This is a genomic window from Jeotgalibacillus haloalkalitolerans (assembly GCF_034427455.1).
GTDB lineage: Bacteria > Bacillota > Bacilli > Bacillales > Jeotgalibacillaceae > Jeotgalibacillus > Jeotgalibacillus haloalkalitolerans.
Genome location: NZ_JAXQNN010000001.1, coordinates 128914 through 149852, shown reverse-complemented (window position 1 = coordinate 149852; position 20939 = coordinate 128914). Strand labels below are relative to the sequence as shown.

Sequence of the window (20939 nt, the reverse complement as noted above, 5' to 3'; positions counted from 1 at the left end):
CTTAACAACCTCCTACTTCATCATATCTGCAGCAACTAAAGCTGGTAAAATCTTTCCTGTCACCTCACCAAAGCCGATTCTGTAGCCGTCACCCTGGCACCAGCCGGTGATGGTGATTTCATCTTCATCCTCCACCCAGATGCGCTCTTCACCCGTTGCAAGCTGAATCGGGTCGGTCCCGCGCCACGTTAATTCCAGGAAGCTTCCCCGCTGCTCACGTTCAGGTCCGCTGATTGTGCCTGAAGCAAGGAGGTCACCGGGTCTCAAGTTACAACCCGCTACTGTGTGATGGCTGATCTGCTGCGCCATACTCCAGTAAAGGTGGCGGAAATTTGTTGAGATAATCCGCTGTGACTTTTCCATTCCACGTCCTTTCAGAAACACTTCAAGGTTAATATCAAAGGATCCCGCTCCACTCTGCTTCAGATAACCGAGCGGCTCCGGATCCTGTTCAGGTCCGCTCACTCTGAATGGTTCAAGCGCTTCTAACGGAATAACCCACGGTGAGACAGATGTTGCAAAGCTTTTCGCTAAAAATGGACCGAGCGGCTGATACTCCCACGCCTGAATATCCCTGGCACTCCAGTCGTTGACTAGTACGAGCCCGAAGATCTGATCCTCCGCACCAGCCATTGCAACCGGCTTCCCCTGCTCATTGCCCGGTCCGATAAACCAGCCCATCTCAAGCTCAATATCCAGCTGCTGACTCGGACCGTAGACAGGAAATTCCTGATCAGGCTTCTTCATCTGACCGTTTGGCCGGCGTACATCCGTTCCGCTCACCACAACTGAACTCGCCCGCCCATGATAACCGACAGGCAGGTGCGTCCAGTTCGGCATTAAGGCATTCTCTTTGCCTCTGAACATTGTCCCGACATTTGTTGCATGCTCTTTTGACGCATAAAAGTCAGTATAATCACCAATTTGAGCCGGCAGTAAAAGCTCGACTTCCTTCATCGGTACAAGCGCTTTTTCACGTAAGTCACGATGATCACGCAGTTCAGGCTCATGTTCATCTAAAAGACGCTGAACCTCCTGTCTTACAAGCTTCCATACAGGCTTTCCAAGCTTCATAAACGCATTGAGAGAAGGCTGATCAAAGAGATGTTCTTCCTTCAGTCCCGCACGCTTAAATAAACCTTCAGCTTCTATTACTGATAAATCCAATATATATTCCCCAATTGCAACGCCAATTCTCGGTTCACCGTTTGAAGGCTGAAACACTCCATAGGGCAGATTCTGAATTGGGAAATGCGATGCTGCATCCGTTTCGATAAATGACCTCATCAATTCTGACCTTCCTTTCCTGCTTACAATAACTGAAGCAGCTGCAGATCCTCCCGCGGTTCATCAAAGCTGCAGCTGCCAAATGAATAAAGCGCTGAGCTGCGGAGCTGTGCGATCTGCTCCGTATGAATCCGCAGCTCCTTCCAACCAAGTTCACTTGAGCTGAATGTAAAATGCGGGGTCTGATCCGCTATTATGTAAGCGATTTCATTTTGTTTCATATGATAAACCCGTGACAGCATACCCGCTGTAAATACATTTAAAAAGCCATGCATCTCAGTCTGGACTTCCTCGCGATACATACGGACCGGGTGGTGAAGACCTGCTGTGAACTTCTGCGGAATATCCCTGTCACTGCAGGCTTTAAGGACAAATGCAGTCTGCTCAACGGTTGGAAAAGCATCTGCTGTCACGCCCCCCGTTCGCAGCTTGAAGCCGGCTATCCGTTTAGCGGACTTGTTGTAGTCGCTGATGCTATCAAGTGTTCCGATGAGATCCTGCTCCCATTCCCTGCTGTGGAGCGGTGTTGTCATTTCAAAAAACAGCTGTGCCTCTGGTGTTTCATCCGCAACCTTTTTAAAAAAAGATGGCGCTGGAACGCCTGTCGGCAGCGGCAGTTCAAGCATGGAGACTGTTATCAGGCCGCTGTGCTCTGCTGTGAAATCATTGAGCAGCTTCATGTCTGAATAAAGCTGCTCAAACCACGTTTCAACAGTGGCAGCAGGTCTTCCCGTAACTGATAAATCCAGCTTCCTGTCTTTTGAAAAGAGATGCAGGTAAGCTTCGAGCTCAGTGATCCTTCCCACCGGAATCACAAACCGGCCAAGCATCCAGGCATCCGCGTTCTGCTGATAACCGGCGTAGTTGCGGATCGCCTGATCTAAAGAAAGCTGCGCCGGCGGAAATAGACCGGCGTAATCAATGATTTGAGAGAAATAAGCCTTGGTACTCGGCATCAGTTTTTTCACAGACATATGCTTTTAAATATTTCCTCTGCGTTCCTGCTCGCGCTCGATTGATTCAAATAATGCTTTAAAGTTACCTTCTCCAAATCCTCTCGCACCTTTACGCTGAATGATTTCAATGAACAGCGTCGGGCGGTCAACAACCGGCTTTGTAAAAATCTGAAGCAGGTACCCTTCGTCATCACGGTCCACCAAAATATTCAGCTCCTGAAGTCTCTGGACGTCCTCATCAATATCCCCTACACGTGCTGCAAGATCCTCGTAATAAGTGGCAGGCGTCTGAAGGAATTCAACTCCGTTTTCATGCAGTGCATGTACGGTTGAAATGATGTCATTTGTCAGTACCGCTAAATGCTGGACGCCAGGACCGTTATGGAAGTCGAGATATTCCTGAATCTGCGACTTTCGCTTCCCTTCAGCCGGCTCATTAATCGGAAACTTAATGCGGCCCGACCCGTTTGTCATCACCTTTGACATCAGGGCAGAATAGTCCGTCGAAATGTTTTCATCGTCAAAATGCTTTAATACATTAAAACCGAATACCTTTTCATAATAAGACGTCCACTCATCCATTCTCTCCACATTTCCAACCACGTGGTCGATCCCGACAAGGCCGATAGATTTTGCTGTACTCGGTCCATCATAAGGCTCATAACCCGGCAGAAAAGCACCTTTATAATCAACGTTTTCAACAAGTGTATGAATAACGTCGCCGTATGTACCGATGATTGCTTTTTTTACCGTGCCGTTCTCATCATTTTCAGTCCAGGGCTCACGAATCCCTGTGCCGCCGCGCTCAACTGCCCCGTAATAAGCTTTATCAATATCAGACACCTCAAGACCGATATCCTTCGTGCCTTCGCCGTGCAGCTTCACAAACTCAGCAATATCCGTCTGGTCCGTCAAAGACCCGGTGATCACAAGACGGATCACGCCCTGCTCAAGCACATAAGATACTCTCTCACGGCTGCCCGTCTCAAGCCCGCGGTACGCTTTGATTTCAAATCCGAAAGCATGACAGAAATAGTACGCTGACTGCTTTGCATTTCCAACATACAACTCTAAATGATGAAAGCTTTCTACCGGAAAAATATCCTCCACTGCGTTCTGTGTCAGTTCAGTTATATCCTTTGCCATTTTCAGTTCCCCCTTGAAAAATTTAGAATCTTTCAAAATCTTAATCTTAAATTCCACGTTTTGCAAACGCTTACTTTAACGCATGAAATTGGTAGAAGAGTAAAGATGGAACAGCTTTTAGAAATAATTCTTAGATATAATTAGTAAGTTTTGTAGGGGGAGGATTAAATGACTCTGGCTGTATGAAATTTATTACTTTTAAAAGACATAATTGTTTCTGCACAGCTGATGATTGGAGCGTAAGGGGGGCGACTCCTGCGGAAAAACGATCGGGAAAGACCCCGCAGGGCAATGGTTTTCTGCCCGAGGAGGCTTGAGCGTTCGTCCGCGGAAAGCGTCCCCCAGAAGCGGAAATCAGCAGCCAACTTATAGAGACTCCACTTTATCGCGATCATGCGGTAATGCTTTCACACCGATCCTTGCGCCGGATAAAAACTCATTCCTATAATCACCTCAGACAGCTCGATTCTATTCAGGGAGGTTTACACCGTGACGCATATCATAAAGTTTTGCCCCAATAATTTTAAACGGCAGCTCCAGGATACAAAAATAGCGGTAAAACAGTTACCTGACGTTCAGGTAATGGAAAATAAATGTCTCAATTATTGCGGTCAGTGTATTGTAGAACCTTTCGCAATCGTAAATGGTAAGGGTGTTTTCTGTAAGACTGCTGATGAACTTTATCCGGCGATTCAGCAGCGGCTCTCCATCCCGCTTGCGAGTGCAGCACCTGTATCAGATCAACGTAAAATGAAAGCGCTTTATTAATTTGTTATTTTACAAAAACACAATGCCAGGAGGATTTTCTATTGAAAACAATCATGCAATCAGCCTCTGTCCCTTCTTTATCTGCGGATCTATTTGAAAAAATGCAGGAGCATGAACAAATTTTATTTTGTAATGACCCTGCAACCGGCTTAAAAGCGATCATTGCAATCCATAACACCACACTCGGCCCTGCGATTGGCGGCACGCGTATGAGAAATTATGAATCGACTGAAGAAGCACTTGAGGATGTACTGCGCCTGTCAAAGGGCATGACGTATAAATGTGCAGCAGCAGACCTGGATTTCGGTGGGGGTAAAGGTGTGATCATCGGAGATCCGAATACTGATAAATCACCGGAACTATTCCGCGCGTACGGTCAGTTTGTGGAATCATTAAACGGCCGATTTTATACCGGAACTGATATGGGGACGGTGCTTGAGGATTTTGTCCATGCACACAGGGAAACGAATTGTATTGCTGGGCTACCTGAAGAATACGGGGGTGGCGGGGAAACCTCGATTCCGACAGCGCTCGGCGTCCTGTACAGTATTAAGGCTGTCGCTAAAACACTTTATGGTACTGAAAACCTGCTTGAAAAAACATTTTCGATACAGGGGCTCGGCAAAGTCGGCTTCAAAGTTGCAGAGCATCTGCTTGAAGAAGGCGCCAACCTGTATGTGACTGATATCAATCCTGATACTGTAGATGCGCTCGTTCAAAAAGGTTCATTTATGGGCAGAAGCGTGATTCCGACAGACGGAGATGCGATCTACCAGGCACCTGCAGATATGTTTGTGCCGTGTGCAATTGGCGGGATTATTAATGAACAGACGATTGAGCAGCTTAGCGTAAAAGCGATCGCTGGCGCAGCAAACAACCAGCTTTTAACGGAAGATCTTGCAATGGTGTTAAAAGAAAAAGGCATCCTTTACGCGCCTGATTACATTGTAAACAGCGGCGGGATTATCCAGGTCACCGATGAGCTGTATTCGCCAAATAAAGAACGCGTACTGAAAAAGACAAAAGCCATTTACCATTCCCTTTTAGAAGTGTTTGAACAGGCAGCGCAGCAGAATATCACGACTGTTGAAGCTGCGAATGAGATCTGTGAGCGCAGAATTGAGTCGAGAAAGAATAGAAACAGCTTTTTCTCTCCCAAGAAGCGGGCGAAGTGGGATGTAAGGCATTGATTTTGATTGATGCTGAGGTGTGACGGGGCAGGTTCGCAGAATTTTGGCTGACGTTCGTGGAATAACATGTGTTATTCGGAGATTAGAGCGCTATGTTCGCAGAAAAACCCGGGTGATTCGCAACTAAATGCGCCACCTTCGCAGAAAAGTGTAAATAGACCTATACCCAAACCATATAAAATCCCCCGGCTGACGGTTCAGCCGGGGGTTTCTTACCTTGATGCTGCCGCTCTATTTAATTCGTCACAACCCTCAATCCTACAACCGCCACCACAATCAGGGTCAGAAAGAAAATCCGCTTGCGGTCGGCAGGGTCGCCGTAAAATAACATTCCGACAACGACTCCGCCGATTGTTCCCATTCCGGTCCAGACGGCGTAAGCGACGCCAAGGGGAATCGTAGTCATGGCAAATGAAAGGAGGTTCAGGCTTGCGATAAAGCCGGCGATCAGAAAGATAAATCCACTCAGCTTTTTACCTGTTGCAATACGCTGCATGCCATTCACACCAAGCACTTCACAGAATCCCGCGATAATTAAGGCAATCCAGCTCATGATTCCTGCGCCTCCTTCCCTTTTTCATCCGTCACAAATTTCAGGCCGATGACCCCCACGAGCAGCATAATGACAAAGAATACCACGCCTGCATTGATACCCGCCTCAAAAAAGATCATATCTACAATCACAGTGCCTAATGTGCCGAGACCGACAAAAACCGCGTAGACGGTTGCTGTCGGAAGGCGCGTTGAAGCCATCAGCAATCCTGTAAAGCTCACTACAATCGCTGCAATTGTCAGCGTCCATGTCAGCCCGTCATTTGCATATTTCAAGCCGGTTGCCCAGCCGATTTCAAACAGTGCCGCAACTGCTACGACAAACCACCACATAAAAATCGCTCCTTTTCTAGTAAAAAATAAAAAACCCGGGACATATCACTTGTTAAGTGGTATCTCCCGGGCTTTTCTCCCTCCGTGTACAAAGATTGCTCTTTGCGCTTTCTCTCGGACCAGACCCGTAATGGCGGAACCCTAGAAAGTCTTTATGTCTATGGAGTTTTCGATTCCTATCTTAGTACGGCATGATTGGGAAGTCAAGTAAGGAGGATCGTTTTCCCATGAGACTAACATCCATTGAGAGATAAGGGGTTCCTGTCATTAGTACAGCCATCCCCCTATCTATCTGTTTTAGTAGTTCACCTGATAGACAGGCAATAAGACTCCATTGCTGTAAACTTTATTATTCATCAATTCAAGCGATATTTCACCATCTGTCCCTTCAAACAGTTTAATACCCGCTCCAAACAATACAGGATTCACTTTCAAGATTACCTCATCAATTAATTGATGGTTCAGCAGATAAGATGCAAAGCGGCCTCCCCCGCACAAATAAACAGGCTTTCCTTCCTGTTTCTTCAAATTAGCTACATATTCAGCAGCATCTTCTTTTACTAAAATTAATCCTTCAGATGTCGGGAAATCAAGCGTGGAAGAAAAGACATAATTCGGCATCCCCTGATAAGCAGGACTTCCCTTTTCAAGCCCAAACTGATAGCCATATTCATAAGTGGCTCTCCCCATAATTACAGCGCCATAATCATTCTGAAGACTTGCTATATAGTCTGTCACATGCTCGCCATCCGATAAAAAACCTGTATCAGCGCTACCGTCCGTGTGAGCAATATATCCATCTACAGTGGTTGCAACATGATAAATGAGCTTCCTCATGATTCTGCCTCCTCTACTAATTCTCTCTGATTGTTAAAAAGTCTGATTCAACGTCACCATTTCCATCACCCCTTACTCATGAGAATTAAATATATTTACATATCTAAAATCAATCATTGTCTTAACGGGATATATTTAATGCTATTCTACCTCAATTAGAAGACCAATTTCCTGATCTTCTAAAATATACATCAGGAATCTCAGCACATCGAAATAAAAGATTCATATAATAAATGTTTAATTTTTTACCCCGCGTGAACTATAAAGGTTAAGAAGGTTTGCTGGTGAGTTGCACCCGACACCTTTAAAAGATACTGGAGGTTTTATAGATGGTAACTGCTAAGGCAAGAGCTGTAGATGGTCCGGATAAGTCGTTTCGCGAGGCTGAAATTACGCGCCGCGAGCTGGATAAGAATGATGTACTGATTGAGATTAAGTTTGCAGGTATTTGTCACTCTGATCTTCATACTGCGCACGGGGACTGGGGCGAAGTGAATTATCCGCTGGTGCCGGGTCATGAAATCGCGGGCGTTGTAACGGATGTCGGTGAAGACGTCACGAAGTATAAAGTCGGGGACCGTGTAGGTGTCGGCTGTATGGTCGATTCATGTGGTGAATGTGAAAACTGTAAGGCTGGTGAGGAGCAATACTGCCTGAAAGGAAATGTGCCTACCTATGCCGGCGTGGATAAATACGGTGAGCCGACGCAGGGCGGTTACTCTACCCATATCGTCGTCGTTGAGGATTTTGTGCTCGGGATCCCGGATAGTATCCCTCTTGATAAAGCCGCACCGCTTTTATGTGCAGGGATTACAACCTTTTCACCATTGAATCACTGGGAGGCTGGTCCAGGCAAAAAAGTAGCCGTTGTCGGAATGGGCGGTCTTGGACATATGGCGGTTAAAATTGCTCATGCCATGGGCGCTGAAGTGACGGTTCTTTCGCAGACCCTGAATAAGAAAGAAGATGGTCTGGCGTTTGGTGCGAGCAGCTATTATGCGACAAGTGATGATGAAACATTTGAGAAGCTTGCAGGCACTTTTGACCTGATTATCAATACCGTCAGTGCGAAGCTTGATATCAACGCCTATCTTTCACTGCTGACACTGAACGGAACGCTTGTAAACGTTGGCGCCCCTGCTGAACCGCTTGAGGTCAATGCATTTTCATTGATTCCGCACAGACGTTCATTTGCAGGATCCATGATTGGCGGCATTCGTGAAACGCAGGAAATGCTTGATTTCTGCGCGGAGCATGACATTGCCCCAAGCATTGAAGTGATCTCAGCCGATGAGATTGATGAGGCGTATAAACGTGTGATGGATTCTGATGTGAAGTATCGCTTTGTGATCAATATCAGTACGATGTAAATGAAAGGTGTTGTTAAAGCTGGCTGTTGATTGCAGCGAGAGGGGGACGCTTTCCGCGGCCGGGCGGTGAGCCCGCAGGCTTCGCCATGCCAGGTCTCACACGTCCCTTCCTGCCGCAGGAGTCGTCCCCTTACGCTCCAATCTCCAGCTGTGCAGAAACAACATTAATCTTTCATATAGCTAAGTAAAAGAGCACCACAGGGACGGCGTTTACCTCCATCTTTGTGGTGTTTTATGATGTGTTATTTTAATACCGCTAAATACCCCATCGCATCCCCTAAAGATACTTTCTCATGATACTTCCAAGCTTCATAATCCATTGCACCGCCAGATTCACAGTGAATGACTTCAAGGTCCAGTCCATTCAGCAGAAGCAGCAGATCTGCAGGCGAATAACATCTGAGCGATTGTACGACCTTCTCCTCTTCATGATCCTGCTCCCACCATGCATCAAGCATACGGCAGTTATACGCATCAAAGTCGTACGCTCTTTTGATCCCGCTTCCCAGCTCCATACGCTGGCCTGCTGCTTTTGCCCAGAACCATGGCGTGTAAATGTCGATGAACGCTGTGCCATCAGGCTTGAGCCATTCTCTAATCCTCTTTAATAAGCGCTGCTGATCAGCATCTGTTCCGATCCCAAAGCCGTCCCAGTAACAGACCGCATCAAACTGTCCAGTGATAGCTGTTTCATAAAAGTCTCCCTGAATCACAGTGATGTTTTCAGATACACCATACGCCTTTGCCAGCTGTTGAGTATAAGCTGCAGCGTTTTCTGCGAGTTCAATGACTGTCACGTCATAACCCTTCTTGGCGGCTGCCACAGCAAAATATCCTTTTCCTCCGCCAAGTTCAAGGATTGTCCGAGCTGATTTACCGGCAAACTGCTCAATGTGCTGAAGCCGTTTTTCTTCTGCCTTCAGCATGTCCTCATCATTTATATTCATCCATTCATACTGCTTTGTGTAAAAATCTTTAATCCATTCCACTGAAACCACTCCTTATTTTTGAAATCTTAGTATGAGTGGTCCGGGTTCAGGTTTCTAATTCCCATTAAATTCTACCTCCAGACTTATGCTACTAAGACTACTTCTCTGTTAAATTCGAAATTCCTTTCTTTTCCTTACATTAATTACAGTACAATGTAAAAGAGTAGTATTTTTTAAAGGGGATTGAATATGAATCATACATTTACAATCGATTGCGGGGATATTCTGCTGAGACCTTTCAGAAGTGAAGATGCAGATGCGATTTACGAGCTGACTTCACAGCCTGAGGTTTATCAGTTTTTACCGGATTGGCAGTCAACAAGAGAACAGCGTCAGGAATGGGTGACAAACTACGAGATACCGGATAACGAGAGGTTTTTAGCATCCGTCCCCCATATCGGAGAGAACTGGCTGAAGCTTGCCGTGATTTTAAAAGAAACCGGTGAATTAATCGGCTTTTGCAATACGGGAATCAAAGAGGAGTTAAGCGGATCGAACCGTGAAGTTGCTTATGCGATGTCAACGCACCATACGAAAAGAGGATATACCACGCTCGCTGTAAAAGCGCTCATTCAATATTTGTTCAGTGATACGAAAACTGAACGACTGAATGCTGTAGTGCTTCCACATAACCATGCTTCAAGAAAAGTGATTGAGAAATGCGGATTTGATCTGCAGGGAGAAGTTAAAATTGATGATAAGGTGCATCTGCATTATGTAATTGATAAGGACTAGCATTGTATTTATGCTTTGAAGGACGCGAGTGAGCAGGAAGTATCCTCTCACTCTTTCAATGCGCCTGCATTCTATTTCCGATATAAAAACTGAAATTGAATCAGCTGGCTATTTTTACCCTCATAGACTTCATACCCAATCCTGCTGACTTCCTGAAAACCAAGTTTCTCAAGCATTCTCCCGGATCTGATATTATCTTCATGTGTTTCTGCGTGAAATACAGTTAGGTTCAACTCCTCAGCCCCATATTCCATCATCAGTGCTGCCGCCTGAGTGCCAATCCCCTTTCCCCACAACCCACTCTTCCCAATCGCAAGTCCAAGCTCTGCAGCATCTCCATTGATTGACGCTAAGTCTGCATAACCGATCAGTTCTTCATTGATGATGATTCCCATTCGGATTAATCCTTCCGGCGGATGATTGACACAGTTGCTCCACCAGCGCTGAACTTCTTCCGGACTTCTGTCAGACGGCCAGCCATTCGCCTGACAAAAAGTTGAGTCACGGCTCCATTCCATGACTGAATGAATATCGCTTTCTGTTATTGATCTTAATTTCATATTCAATTTATTATGTTGTGTATCCATTTTTTTCTCCTGACCAAATATTTATTCAAGTACAGTTAAGAACTCCGTGCAGAAGTGAAGTTTAGTAACCGATGTACTTCTCCATTAACGTAATGTTTCTTTCACCATTGCCTTTCTGATGTACTCAGGAATATCCTCTTCAGGTATATAGGCCATTTTTTCAAATGTAACACCTTCTTCAAGAAGCTTCCCGACTGTTTCCCACCCTGCATAGTACACTTCTCTTGGCAGACCGGCTGTTCCTGTACCAAATATAAATCTTGAAACTGTTTCTGCAGATTGATCATCCAGAAAAGGAATAATGCCCTCTAATATATCTGCATGCCTCTCTTTGCAGGCTTCAAGCCAGCCGTCCTGATTTGCAATATACTTTTCCTCAGGTTCTCCCGGCACATAATATTCACTGATACGTGTAGCAAGCCCCTCCTGCAGTAATGTGGAACCGATTGTACGCTCCCAGGACGGCTTAATGCCGGCAGTCTCGCCGTGTATAATATGAGTCAGCTCGTGCGCGAGAAAAATATCCGATTCTCCGCATTCAATTGGCAGACACACAGCCTTCCCTTCCCCATATGGTGCAACAAAAGGGTTATTCTCAAATCCTCCAACGAAATAGATGACTGTAAGATTAACAGGCTGATGATATCCCATGATGTCTTTTATATCTATCAGTGTCCGTTCAAGTTTACTTGTATCAGGATTCCATTCCTTTAAGACCGGAACATGTTTAGCGTACTGCGTAAAAGCATGATCAAGCATCTCCCTTGCCATCTTCTGACCTTCTTCTCCAGGTGGAATCGCTGCAAAGTTGTAATGTTCCTTCCACAGCTTAAACCTTTCGTCAGCATTGATATCAGGCTGATTAGCCTTATCATAAAAGTTCAGAAATTTAGGTACCAGGTTTAATACTTCAATTTGGTTCATTGCTGCCACCTCCACGCTTACATTTCTTTAAAGCACATGCAAATCCCTTTCTTTTCCTGTAAAATAGAGTAAGTGCTTTTACATATAGGAGGAGAGCTTTATGGTACTTGGATTACATCATGCTCAAATTACAATTCCAAAAGGTTCAGAGGAACAGGGTAAAAGATTTTATTGTGATGTTCTGGGATTTACTGAAAAAGAAAAGCCTGATTCCTTAAAAGGCCGCGGTGGATTCTGGCTGTCAGCCGGCAATGCAGAGGTGCATGTTGGAACAGAGGAAGGTTTTGATCGCACCTCAACAAAAGCACACCTGGCTTATGAAGTAAATGACCTGAGCGGGTGGAGACAAACCCTTGAAAAAGAGAACATTGAGATTCTTGAAGGTATTCTGATTCCGGGTTTTGATCGTTTTGAATTCAGGGATCCTTTCGGAAACAGAGTTGAGATGATTCAGAGAGTCAAATGATGCTTTTATAAAAGTATCTGAAGGAGGGGTGAAACAAATGAGCACTAAGAAAACAAATGACAAATCACTACTCAAAAAACTCAATGAGGGCGGTTTTTGGTACTCGATCGTCGTTTTAGTGATTTCCATATTAGTAAGTGTGTATCTGTTTTTGTAATCAGTAATTTGTGGGACGAAAAATTTATACATAAGATACATATTCGGAGGTCTGGTTATGTGGGTTATCTTAGGGGTTATCGCGATCATTGTGACTTTTTTCAACCTTTATCTGTACGCAGCAGGAAAAGACTATAAGCTTGCGATGGCTATGGGACTATCATTTACAGCTTTAACACTTTGTGCAGAATACAGTATGGTAGCGGATTGGGTTGAAGCAGAAGATTGGGGAGCTCTAATGGATGTCGTGCCTACGATGGAATGGGCATTATGGTTTTTGACCATTGTCTCGATCTTACTGAACATTACCCCGATCTTATTAGAAAAAAGAAGTAAGAATAGATGATATGCAGAAGGGCAGAAGTAGCGCGTGCTATTTCTACCCTTTGTCATTAACCAGCTATTTTTTAGTGTTACCTCATTTTCCTGCACACATAAATCATCTCATAGCTATCATTTGAAACCGGCGTCTCTTTCCAATCTTCATAGACATCCAGCACTTCAAAGCCTTGAACGCTGAGCAGCCTTTCCATTTCTTTCGGGAATACATATCTCAGGCTTATATTCGTCCGCTTTTCATCAACAATTTCATCACTGACATGCTTATATTTTCTAATCGTGGTATAGTGCTGGATCTGCTCCAGGGCATCATAGTGACTGATGGTGGAGACGTCTACTTTATATTCCCCGTTCTGATAGGTTCTCCAGTATTCTTCTGTGCTTGGCTGCAGCAATTCTTCAGAACCTGGAAACCTTGTTCCGAAGATGAAGATGCCACCCTCTTCTAAATGCCGATTCACTGATACAAGTAACCCATCCTGCGCTTCATTCGTTAAAAAGTGTTGAAATGAGTTGCCAACTGTATAAATCAGAGGGCTTTTCATCTCCAGGTTCAGGTTTGTGCAATCCTCCTGTAGCCAATCTATATTCACCCCTGCTACAGTGGATTTCTTTTGTGCCTTTTCCAGCATGCCATTATGTACGTCTATCCCCATTACCCGAAAACCTTTTTCAGCCAAAGGAATGGTCACTCTTCCGGTTCCACATGCCAGGTCAATGATTGTACCGGACTTTTTGGATGCCCACTTTATTAAAAGAGGGAGCTCAGGCAGGTAGCTTTCGTTTTCCTTGTCATAGAGCTCCGGGTCGTCGTATTCTTCGAAGTTATTCAAATCATACTCTCCTTATGCTGAGCTATGTTCCACGTGAAACATAGCTATTATTTATTATATTAGCCGCCTGTTATTTCAATGCGTTTTAATTGATCAGACAAATTGGTATAAGCTTTCACCCTGTTCCGTCCACCCTCTTTCGCCTGATACAAAGCTTTATCCGCCTGATTTAGAAGCTGGAATAAGGTTTCATCAGGCTCGTGATTCGCTGATGACACGCCCAGGCTCAATGTAATTGGCAGAACGCCTTCTTCCATTTTAAAAGGATGATCCTCAACATAGTGACGCAGCTGCTCCGCCAGTTCTTCACCTTTAATAAGATCTGTATTTTGCAGAGCAAGCACAAATTCTTCCCCGCCATATCGTCCAAACAGCTGCCCGGGTTCAAGCTTTTCCTCACACACTTTCACCATATGATTAAGCACCTGATCACCCACGGCATGCCCGTATGTATCATTGACTCTTTTAAAATGATCAATGTCCATCAGGATCACAGTCAACGGCAGCTTGTGATCTTTGGCTTCTGCAAAGTACTGATCACACTTTCGAAAGAATGCGCGCCTGTTGTAGATCTGGGTGAGTTCGTCATAATAGGCCAGATGCTCGAGCTGCAGCTGAAGTCTTTTCACTTCAGTAATATCAGTAAAAATCAGCAATTGTCCTTTATGATGCAACCCGTGCTGAAACGGCTTGGTACGAAGCTGATAAGTATATTCACGATGATCTGGTCCGCTAAACTGCAAATCCTTCTGAAGTGCTTCTTTTTCTATTTTAAAAGGAAGACTTTTCCCGGAAAACGCCTGCCAAAGCTCTTCAATATGTTTCCCAAACATCTTATTGGTTAAGCCCGGAAACATCTTTTCAGACGCCTCATTGAATTCAATTAATCTGCCATAAGTATCAAGCACAATGACTCCATCATTAATATTGTTAAAAATCGTCATTTTGGCAATGGGCATGATTCTGAACAGACGCGATGAACCGATCGCCCAGAGATAAAGCATTGAGGAAATCCAAAATACCATTGGAACCGGATCAATCCCCGGAGGTGTAAGGCCGATCAGGTAAATGAAAGCAGTCATCATTGGCAGTAGTTGACCAAACAGTAGCGCGACCAGCTGGGGACGATACTCACTGGACGTCTCTCTCCACTGGGAAAGCAGTAGATAAAAAGCAGTGAACATGCTTGAAAATGTAAATATGCCATGAATCAGATACCAAAAGCCGATTTCCTGATAAACATAAGGGGCACCCAGGACAGGATCTATTTCATATACACGATAATATAAGTGATGAAAGTCATTAGTAGCCACCATCATCAGGCTGATAAATGGAATCAACAGGAGCAGCAAATATCTCTTTTTAAAAATATTAAACCCGAGATACTGCATGATAAATAATAGTCCCAGAGGAGCTGAAATAGGCAGCCCAACATAAAGCACCGTTGTCCAGAATTTGAGCTCTTCAAGTGACGTGGACAACAGACTGAAAGCTGTTCCAAAGCAGTAAATGCTGATAAGGAAGGTATACAGAATAAAAACATAAGAGATGTTTGTATAATGGTGACGCTTAAAAAATACATAAAGACTCAAAAACAAGTTGAGTACACCGGATGTACAGGCAAGTGTGATATATGCAGACAGCTCCAGGTTCACCGTGCAGCCCCCTTCTTGAAGGAACGTTTTAATTTAACTTTAGCATATAGAGGGTGAAAAAGGGGTGTTTTGGACTATTTTATAATTTCTACTTAGGTCGCAAGTACACGAAGTGAATCATTTTCAGTTTCTGCCCATTCAAATCAACAATCTCCCCTGCACCAACAACTTCCCTGAATTCATTCTTCAGAAGTATCTTTTGAGACGCAAGGTGATTCTCAGTGGTCATCGCACTCAGTTTTTTTATCCCTTTCTTTTGCATGTCATTGATTAAAAGCTGAAGGGCTTGACTGGCGGCTCCTTTTCCGGCATAAACCTCGCCAATCCGGTATCCAATACTGCCTGATTGCTCTCTCGGGTCGATGCCAGTCACATTCATTCTGCCAATGATCCGGTTCTGTTCGTCTTTAATCAGGTAAAAACAAGCGTCCCCCTGCACCTGTTCATTGAGCAGGGCCTGGTGCTTTTGTTCAAATATGACCGGCACGTAATAGTCATCACCGCGATCCGGTACCATGCTGCTGAAGTACGTCCGGTTTTCGGTTTCAAACTGGAGAAGGTCTTCAGCGTGTGAAGCCTGTAACGGTTCAATACTGATATTCATTTATGATCCCCTTTAAATGTTCTAATTTTAAAGCACTTTCACATACATTCCTCTGACAGCTTTTTCGTACGCTTCATCTCCCATCATTCTTACCTTTTTAGAAATGGAGGATGCTTTGAACCATTTGCTGTTGTGAAGAACTGAAGGATCCAGCATGCGAAGCTTATTTTTTCTGTGGAGGTGGTAGTGCTTGCGGTCTTCCGTGACTTTCACCTGTGGGTGGAGTTGCTTCAGCAGCTCCTGAAGCTCTCTGTCATTGGTGTTCCTGACTCTATCTATTAGAATTGCGTCTTCAAGAAGAAAATCACTTGCAGTTAATACTTTCTTCTCCAGAGCGAGCTTGAGTAAGTGGGCAAGCCTGTCGTTTGCGTATATATTAAGTGGATCCATAAAGAAATCGATCACTTCTTTATAATACGTCTCCACGATCCATTCAGCTGATTCAATATTGCTGGGGTACATCCTCTCATGTATGACGATCAGTTCGTCTAAAAAGTGTGTAGCTTCTGAAAGCGTAATTTGTCCGTATCTGTACATGTCCCGAAGCGTATAATCAACACGGTCCGCACAAAGCTCAGGTGCAGGTTGTTCAAGAAGCGTCCATTTTGTGTCATCGAGAAGGATGTCTTCGAAGCGATAACCATGCTTTGTGAGAATATCAGGAATCTCTGAATTTTCCACTACGTTATGGAAAATCTGTTCGTGATAATCCTCATCCTCATGCTCAAACACAAAATCGATGACATGTGAAAAAGCCGTATGGGAAACATCATGCAGGAGCCCTGCAATCTGTTCTTCGAGTGAACCACCCAGCTTTCTGATCAGCAGCATCACTCCAACTGAATGCTCATAGCGTGTGACGTTCCACTTTTCATTCACAAGATAGCCTGCACCACCCTGGTGAATGCCCTTTAAGCGCTGAACCGGCGCACTGAGTATGAGTTCTTCTAAAATACTTTCCAGCTTAAAGCTGCCACATAGATCATCTTCTATGTACATAACTGCCTCCTCTTATCTGGTCAAATTACTGCTGGTGTCTGAATACATCTACTTCCTTACTATTTCCGTAAAAAGTCAGAAAAATAAGTTATTTCCTTATATTATGATACCATAGTACGAAGGAGGCGGTTTTTTGAGTACCAAAACGAAAAACATTTTGTATTTCACTGGAGGTATCCTGACTGCCACATTGATTCTCCCGCTGCTTGCTGCAATAGGCGTTCCTTCATTTGATGTTGCGCTGACTGCAATCTTTGGAGAAGGAAATCCGATAGCACTTCTGTTTAGTGCGGTGCTTATCGCTGTTTTACTGTTTTTCATGTACAAGCTGGCAAGGAGAGAGACACGTCCTGAGTGAGGGCGTGTTTTTTGATGTTCATTAGCTACATTACCGTTCGGCTATCATTGTCACTACTATGCTTGGGCACGCTTTGGCATCTCTTTTTCAGCATCTATAAACTTAAAGTATGGAACAATGATTCCAATTAGTGATATGAAACATATGAGTGTACCGATGAATAAATACAGTGGCCGGACACCCCACATCTCACTCAGAGCACCACCCGCAAGCACACCAAGCGGCATTACACCTCTTATAATGAGCAGCCTGACTGAAAACACTTTTCCCATCAGATTGTTAGGTACAGCCTTCTGGCATATCGTGGTGTTGTGAATACTGAAAACTGCCATTACAATGCCACCAATCACTTCCGTCATGACGCCCAGCATGATACTTGTATTAAAGAATAACGCGATGAAGGTTAACCCTCCGATAAATAAAGAACCCAGCATCAGTACTCTCCGGCTATGATAGACTATTTTTCCAATGATCATTGCACCGAGGATATAACCGACTGGGAAGCCTGCCATAAAATAGCCATAGTCTGCATAACTGCCATTTAACTCTTCTGTGATATATGGAAGTGTAGTGACCATCGTTACGCCGACACCGAATTGAACGACTGCGAGAAAAACACCAAGCCACACGACAGTCGGCTTTGTGAAGAAATAAGATATCCCTTCTGTAAATTCTGCGATCCATGATTTCCTTACTGCCGCATCTCCTCTCTTTTCCTGTACGAAAAGAAGCATAAACCCGCTGATTAAAAGCAGCATAGAAACAAAAGAAAGGGTTGCACCCACACCGGCATATTCAATCACCAAACCGCCAAGCAGCGGTGCAGTAAACATCATGAGTCTGACTGTCCCATCTATATAGGCATTGGCCTGTTCCAGATGCTTTTCAGAAACAATAGAAGGCGTAATTGCATGATTGGCAGGCACATAAAAAGGTGTGATTAACCCGACTGCAATCTGAACCGTGTAAATATGCCAAACAGAAAGACTGTCTGTCATCAGCGCAAAAAGCGGGATCAAAAACACAAGCCCTCTCATCCATTGCGAAAAAACCATGATCCATTTCCTGCTCCATCGGTCGATAAATGGGCCAATAAATAACTGAAGCACCAATGAAGGCAAGAAGTAAAGCAGCCACATGCTACCGAGTGCTAAAGTGGAGCCGGTGAGCTGGTAAATTAATATAGAATTACAGAACGTACCAAAAGCGCCGCCAAGCTCTGAAATCCCATTACCGGTCCATACAGAAACAAATGAGCGATTACGGAGTAATGGACTTTTCATTTAATTCACCGGCTGTTCAAGGTATAATTTGATTTCTTTATACATTAACTCAAGGGCATCCTTTTTCAATTTATATTGGGATCCGCTTGTTTCAACAAGTTTTGCAGAGCGGAGAATTTTCAGATGATGGTGAACAGTAGACTTCCCCATATTCAACTGCCCAGTGATATCCTGTAATGTTCGATTTTTCTCAGATAACAGTTTTACAATTTTAAGCCTTCCTTCATCTCCTAAAGCTTTATGCTTCAATACAAGAAACTGATCAGGCGTATAGCGATCACCCGGAGAGACACTTTCATTTGAAACAGGATAATAAAATACTTTCACCCCTTCAATATCTGCTTCTATGCTCCAGGGCCGGTAGATGTACTGGGGAATGAGTAAAACTGTGTGAACACTTGGTTCCGGAATGTAGGAGATACCTCCTGTCGCTACCTGAACTAGTTCTTCTGAGGTCAGCTTTTGTTTTAATGTCTGCTTCGAATCAAAATCTCTCTTTAAAATCTCTTCCCTCTCTATTGCATCGAGTGTTACCACTTCCTTAAACCAAAGCGTTATGACACGAACCAGATGCTTTTTTAACAAACTGGCATCATGTTGACTAATAAATTCTATGTACTGAGGAAAGAACGGATTATAATCGGAAGCAATCATCAAGGATTGCACAGCATCCCGATCTCCTTGTGCAGCACTTTGTCTCAACCTTTGATCATTTCGTCCTGTAATAGGAAGACACATAAATCTAAGCTCTACTTCATCAAGCTTCTCTATATATGAAATATAGTCGTCCAAGTCTTCGAATTCTTTCTGGTGAAGAATCTGAAGGAGAGATTTCCATGTGTTGTTTTTTTCTACAAAGTTTAATTGACTTTGTAGTTCCTCTGACAGTGATTCTCTTAAACGATTCCAGTCTTTTTCCGGTTTTTCTAATGTTTTTAGCAGCTTGGAGTTCGTGATTGCTGCAATCCCAAGCGCACATTCCCAGAGCAATGAGTAAGTCAATTGAACCTCGTATGTTTCTCTTGGTCTTCCAGTCATTTTTAATGTTTCCATGCGATCACCCCGAAATGGTATTTTTTTCAGGTTACCACATGTTCTATATAATTAGAATATAAAGTTTTATTTTTATAGAATATAACTGAGTGATTGTTGTCTCTGATAGTGAGATGTAGGAAATTAAAAACAGACACCTTAGAAATAGCAGGATCTATGTTATTGAGTTCTGAAGTAATTAAAAATTCAAAAAAACGCCTGAATGAAAATCCCAGGCGCTTTGTGTCATATATGTTCTTATCCATTTATAATCTTAATCTCTCCAATAAACTGAATGTGACCATCCTCAACCACCATTCCATCCCCATCATTTCCTGCATAAACCGTTATCCCGGTTTCAACCGCATACTGTTCAACCTTCTTTTTAAATGCGTCATCCCAGCGGTTGTAATGAGGCAGGAATTCAAAATCAGCCAGCTGCAGACCTTTGAGCTTCCGACCTGACTCCCCTGTAAACAGCTGAAACAGCGTGATAGACTTGCCAAGTTGAACCGCTCCGCCACTTACACCGACAATGGTTCCACCGCGGTTAAAGTATTCGCGCAACACCTGATCCATTTTACGATGTGCTAAAGCAGACTGGAATTCAATTGGATTACCTGCTGAAAGATGGACGATATCACATGACAGCAGCTCCTCAATTTTTGATGAATCAAAGTCACTATACAGGTCGAAAAACATGATCTCCTCAACACCGTAATGACGATAATAGTCCGCTTTGGTCTGAAAATACGTTCGATCCGGATCTTCTGTTGAAGGAATGTAGCCGATCTTCGTATGACGATTCATCCCTTTGAATAGTATATCGTCGAGCCTCTGGTTGCCCGGGGACTCAATAATTTGATCGCTGTAAAAGAATAGTCTGCCTATGTTAAATCCTCCTTTTATTGACTGGCATCCCTGCTCTGCTGATATTCTTCCCTGATCCGCTTTCTCACCTGTCCAATCAGACTTTCAAATCGTAACTGATCTGCTTCTGACAGTCCTTCAGGCTGCTTTGGAAAAAATAAAACGTGTGTTCTGGAGAGGAACAGATAATAGTTTCTGTCATCTTCTCCAATACGGATAACGCCATCCCAGTCAAAGGCAAGTGTTGAATATTGCATCTTACGGATAATGCCTTCTTCATTTACTTCAAATTCTACAGTGCCTAAAGAATTCTCCATATTTCTTCCGCTCAGCTGTTTGTTAAAATTCTTCACCGCTGTTTTTTCAAGCAGGTTCGGCATGATCAATCCTGCAGCAATAATCATCAGTACAGCTGCAATCCCGCCAAAAAGTGAGCTGAAAAGATCAAAAGTCCATGAAAGGATAATCACAATCAGCATAAGTGAAATCGTGCTTCTCTTTTTCAAATTGTTCAGATCACCAGTCAGCGTCTGCAGCTTCACCTGCATATCTACGTAATCCTGTGTCGTATAGGTTGTTTTAAATTGTATCATGTATGTATTTAGTCACCTTTCTATGTTGAGTCAATGTCAATTTAACACAGGTTTGCAGGTGAAGCACAGGGATATTT

24 protein-coding genes and 1 riboswitch are annotated in these 20939 nt (G+C 43.9%); of the genes, 7 read left to right on the top strand and 17 right to left on the bottom strand.

The genetic code is table 11. The features are described from left to right. Positions 1 to 12 precede the first annotated feature (12 nt). The 3 genes from fahA to hppD are packed head-to-tail and all read right to left on the bottom strand — an operon-like array spanning position 13 to position 3389. Positions 13 to 1287, bottom strand: a complete 1275-nt coding sequence (gene fahA, locus UFB30_RS00735) for a fumarylacetoacetase (RefSeq protein WP_322420525.1) — start codon at positions 1285 to 1287, stop codon at positions 13 to 15. A gap of 23 nt (positions 1288 to 1310) precedes the next feature. Further along, positions 1311 to 2255, bottom strand: coding sequence for a hypothetical protein (locus tag UFB30_RS00730; protein ID WP_322419756.1), 945 nt, complete (start codon positions 2253 to 2255; stop codon positions 1311 to 1313). A gap of 12 nt (positions 2256 to 2267) precedes the next feature. Next, the gene (hppD, locus tag UFB30_RS00725) at positions 2268 to 3389 is read right to left on the bottom strand and encodes a 4-hydroxyphenylpyruvate dioxygenase (protein WP_322419755.1); all 1122 of its coding nucleotides are present in this window, start codon (positions 3387 to 3389) and stop codon (positions 2268 to 2270) included. 489 nt (positions 3390 to 3878) lie between these two features. On the opposite strand from hppD, the gene UFB30_RS00720 reads away from it, so the two are divergent. Continuing rightward, the gene (locus UFB30_RS00720) at positions 3879 to 4157 is read left to right on the top strand and encodes a YuzB family protein (RefSeq protein ID WP_322419754.1); all 279 of its coding nucleotides are present in this window, start codon (positions 3879 to 3881) and stop codon (positions 4155 to 4157) included. A gap of 53 nt (positions 4158 to 4210) precedes the next feature. Further along, positions 4211 to 5347 carry a Glu/Leu/Phe/Val dehydrogenase dimerization domain-containing protein gene (locus UFB30_RS00715; RefSeq protein WP_322420524.1) on the top strand — a complete coding sequence of 379 codons (1137 nt, stop codon included), beginning with the start codon at positions 4211 to 4213 and terminating at the stop codon, positions 5345 to 5347. 235 nt (positions 5348 to 5582) lie between these two features. Here UFB30_RS00715 and UFB30_RS00710 read toward each other — a convergent pair whose 3' ends face one another. The 3 genes from UFB30_RS00710 to UFB30_RS00700 form a co-directional block, all read right to left on the bottom strand. Next, complete coding sequence (locus UFB30_RS00710) at positions 5583 to 5900, bottom strand: DMT family transporter (RefSeq protein WP_322419753.1); 318 nt, start codon at positions 5898 to 5900, stop codon at positions 5583 to 5585. After that, on the bottom strand, positions 5897 to 6232 hold the full coding sequence (locus tag UFB30_RS00705) for a DMT family transporter (RefSeq protein ID WP_322419752.1): 336 nt from the start codon (positions 6230 to 6232) through the stop codon (positions 5897 to 5899). The genes UFB30_RS00710 and UFB30_RS00705 overlap by 4 nt, the downstream gene beginning before the upstream one ends. Positions 6233 to 6293: 61 nt before the next feature. Further along, a riboswitch (guanidine-I (ykkC/yxkD leader) is annotated at positions 6294 to 6388 on the bottom strand. 141 nt (positions 6389 to 6529) lie between these two features. Next, positions 6530 to 7069 (bottom strand): dihydrofolate reductase family protein, encoded by a 540-nt coding sequence (locus UFB30_RS00700; protein WP_322419751.1) that lies wholly within the window; start codon positions 7067 to 7069, stop codon positions 6530 to 6532. Between the two features lie 329 nt (positions 7070 to 7398). Here UFB30_RS00700 and UFB30_RS00695 point away from each other — a divergent pair, with 329 nt between their 5' ends. Beyond that, a complete protein-coding gene (locus UFB30_RS00695; protein ID WP_322419750.1) occupies positions 7399 to 8439 on the top strand; it encodes an NAD(P)-dependent alcohol dehydrogenase in 1041 nt (346 codons plus the stop codon). Positions 8440 to 8681: 242 nt separating this feature from the next. Here UFB30_RS00695 and UFB30_RS00690 read toward each other — a convergent pair whose 3' ends face one another. Continuing rightward, complete coding sequence (locus UFB30_RS00690; protein ID WP_322419749.1) at positions 8682 to 9428, bottom strand: SAM-dependent methyltransferase; 747 nt, start codon at positions 9426 to 9428, stop codon at positions 8682 to 8684. A 189-nt stretch (positions 9429 to 9617) separates the two neighbouring features. On the opposite strand from UFB30_RS00690, the gene UFB30_RS00685 reads away from it, so the two are divergent. Next, positions 9618 to 10163, top strand: coding sequence for a GNAT family N-acetyltransferase (locus tag UFB30_RS00685; protein ID WP_322419748.1), 546 nt, complete (start codon positions 9618 to 9620; stop codon positions 10161 to 10163). 71 nt (positions 10164 to 10234) lie between these two features. Here UFB30_RS00685 and UFB30_RS00680 read toward each other — a convergent pair whose 3' ends face one another. Together UFB30_RS00680 and UFB30_RS00675 are read right to left on the bottom strand one after the other, a co-directional pair. After that, a complete protein-coding gene (locus tag UFB30_RS00680; protein ID WP_322419747.1) occupies positions 10235 to 10750 on the bottom strand; it encodes a GNAT family N-acetyltransferase in 516 nt (171 codons plus the stop codon). A gap of 84 nt (positions 10751 to 10834) precedes the next feature. After that, the gene (locus UFB30_RS00675; protein WP_322419746.1) at positions 10835 to 11674 is read right to left on the bottom strand and encodes a DUF2268 domain-containing putative Zn-dependent protease; all 840 of its coding nucleotides are present in this window, start codon (positions 11672 to 11674) and stop codon (positions 10835 to 10837) included. Between the two features lie 100 nt (positions 11675 to 11774). Here UFB30_RS00675 and UFB30_RS00670 point away from each other — a divergent pair, with 100 nt between their 5' ends. Both UFB30_RS00670 and UFB30_RS00665 read left to right on the top strand, forming a co-directional pair. Beyond that, complete coding sequence (locus tag UFB30_RS00670; protein WP_322419745.1) at positions 11775 to 12140, top strand: VOC family protein; 366 nt, start codon at positions 11775 to 11777, stop codon at positions 12138 to 12140. Positions 12141 to 12354: 214 nt separating this feature from the next. Further along, positions 12355 to 12642 (top strand): hypothetical protein, encoded by a 288-nt coding sequence (locus tag UFB30_RS00665; RefSeq protein WP_322419744.1) that lies wholly within the window; start codon positions 12355 to 12357, stop codon positions 12640 to 12642. A 67-nt stretch (positions 12643 to 12709) separates the two neighbouring features. Here UFB30_RS00665 and UFB30_RS00660 read toward each other — a convergent pair whose 3' ends face one another. The 4 genes from UFB30_RS00660 to UFB30_RS00645 form a co-directional block, all read right to left on the bottom strand. Then, positions 12710 to 13468 carry a class I SAM-dependent methyltransferase gene (locus UFB30_RS00660; RefSeq protein ID WP_322419743.1) on the bottom strand — a complete coding sequence of 253 codons (759 nt, stop codon included), beginning with the start codon at positions 13466 to 13468 and terminating at the stop codon, positions 12710 to 12712. A gap of 59 nt (positions 13469 to 13527) precedes the next feature. Next, the gene (locus UFB30_RS00655) at positions 13528 to 15123 is read right to left on the bottom strand and encodes a histidine kinase N-terminal 7TM domain-containing diguanylate cyclase (protein ID WP_322419742.1); all 1596 of its coding nucleotides are present in this window, start codon (positions 15121 to 15123) and stop codon (positions 13528 to 13530) included. A gap of 88 nt (positions 15124 to 15211) precedes the next feature. Further along, positions 15212 to 15727: a GNAT family N-acetyltransferase gene (locus UFB30_RS00650; RefSeq protein ID WP_322419741.1), complete on the bottom strand. Its 516-nt coding sequence runs from the start codon at positions 15725 to 15727 to the stop codon at positions 15212 to 15214. Positions 15728 to 15754: 27 nt separating this feature from the next. Beyond that, positions 15755 to 16726, bottom strand: coding sequence for an HD domain-containing protein (locus UFB30_RS00645; protein WP_322419740.1), 972 nt, complete (start codon positions 16724 to 16726; stop codon positions 15755 to 15757). Between the two features lie 133 nt (positions 16727 to 16859). Between UFB30_RS00645 and UFB30_RS00640 the strand changes: the two genes are divergently transcribed. Then, positions 16860 to 17084, top strand: coding sequence for a hypothetical protein (locus UFB30_RS00640; protein ID WP_322419739.1), 225 nt, complete (start codon positions 16860 to 16862; stop codon positions 17082 to 17084). Between the two features lie 56 nt (positions 17085 to 17140). On the opposite strand, the gene UFB30_RS00635 is transcribed toward UFB30_RS00640, so the two are convergent. From UFB30_RS00635 to UFB30_RS00620, 4 genes are all read right to left on the bottom strand, one after another. Further along, entirely contained in the window at positions 17141 to 18367 is a 1227-nt protein-coding gene (locus UFB30_RS00635; RefSeq protein ID WP_322419738.1) for an MFS transporter, read from the bottom strand. After that, entirely contained in the window at positions 18368 to 19420 is a 1053-nt protein-coding gene (locus UFB30_RS00630; protein WP_322419737.1) for an ArsR/SmtB family transcription factor, read from the bottom strand. Between the two features lie 237 nt (positions 19421 to 19657). Further along, positions 19658 to 20257 (bottom strand): Type 1 glutamine amidotransferase-like domain-containing protein, encoded by a 600-nt coding sequence (locus tag UFB30_RS00625; protein WP_322420523.1) that lies wholly within the window; start codon positions 20255 to 20257, stop codon positions 19658 to 19660. Positions 20258 to 20304: 47 nt separating this feature from the next. Then, entirely contained in the window at positions 20305 to 20862 is a 558-nt protein-coding gene (locus UFB30_RS00620; RefSeq protein ID WP_322419736.1) for a YcxB family protein, read from the bottom strand. Positions 20863 to 20939: the final 77 nt, after the last annotated feature.

What these genes read in the sequence shown, in the direction of transcription:
- UFB30_RS00645 (WP_322419740.1), bottom strand. Translation starts at nt 16,726, where the DNA reads ATGTACATAGAAGATGATCTATGTGGCAGCTTTAAGCTGGAAAGTATT.
- UFB30_RS00685 (WP_322419748.1), top strand. Translation starts at nt 9,618, where the DNA reads ATGAATCATACATTTACAATCGATTGCGGGGATATTCTGCTGAGACCT.
- fahA (WP_322420525.1), bottom strand. Translation starts at nt 1,287, where the DNA reads ATGAGGTCATTTATCGAAACGGATGCAGCATCGCATTTCCCAATTCAG.
- UFB30_RS00670 (WP_322419745.1), top strand. Translation starts at nt 11,775, where the DNA reads ATGGTACTTGGATTACATCATGCTCAAATTACAATTCCAAAAGGTTCA.
- UFB30_RS00700 (WP_322419751.1), bottom strand. Translation starts at nt 7,069, where the DNA reads ATGAGGAAGCTCATTTATCATGTTGCAACCACTGTAGATGGATATATT.
- UFB30_RS00630 (WP_322419737.1), bottom strand. Translation starts at nt 19,420, where the DNA reads ATGGAAACATTAAAAATGACTGGAAGACCAAGAGAAACATACGAGGTT.
- UFB30_RS00675 (WP_322419746.1), bottom strand. Translation starts at nt 11,674, where the DNA reads ATGAACCAAATTGAAGTATTAAACCTGGTACCTAAATTTCTGAACTTT.
- UFB30_RS00620 (WP_322419736.1), bottom strand. Translation starts at nt 20,862, where the DNA reads ATGATACAATTTAAAACAACCTATACGACACAGGATTACGTAGATATG.
- UFB30_RS00650 (WP_322419741.1), bottom strand. Translation starts at nt 15,727, where the DNA reads ATGAATATCAGTATTGAACCGTTACAGGCTTCACACGCTGAAGACCTT.
- hppD (WP_322419755.1), bottom strand. Translation starts at nt 3,389, where the DNA reads ATGGCAAAGGATATAACTGAACTGACACAGAACGCAGTGGAGGATATT.
- UFB30_RS00680 (WP_322419747.1), bottom strand. Translation starts at nt 10,750, where the DNA reads ATGGATACACAACATAATAAATTGAATATGAAATTAAGATCAATAACA.
- UFB30_RS00715 (WP_322420524.1), top strand. Translation starts at nt 4,211, where the DNA reads ATGCAATCAGCCTCTGTCCCTTCTTTATCTGCGGATCTATTTGAAAAA.
- UFB30_RS00635 (WP_322419738.1), bottom strand. Translation starts at nt 18,367, where the DNA reads ATGAAAAGTCCATTACTCCGTAATCGCTCATTTGTTTCTGTATGGACC.
- UFB30_RS00665 (WP_322419744.1), top strand. Translation starts at nt 12,355, where the DNA reads ATGTGGGTTATCTTAGGGGTTATCGCGATCATTGTGACTTTTTTCAAC.
- UFB30_RS00695 (WP_322419750.1), top strand. Translation starts at nt 7,399, where the DNA reads ATGGTAACTGCTAAGGCAAGAGCTGTAGATGGTCCGGATAAGTCGTTT.
- UFB30_RS00705 (WP_322419752.1), bottom strand. Translation starts at nt 6,232, where the DNA reads ATGTGGTGGTTTGTCGTAGCAGTTGCGGCACTGTTTGAAATCGGCTGG.
- UFB30_RS00710 (WP_322419753.1), bottom strand. Translation starts at nt 5,900, where the DNA reads ATGAGCTGGATTGCCTTAATTATCGCGGGATTCTGTGAAGTGCTTGGT.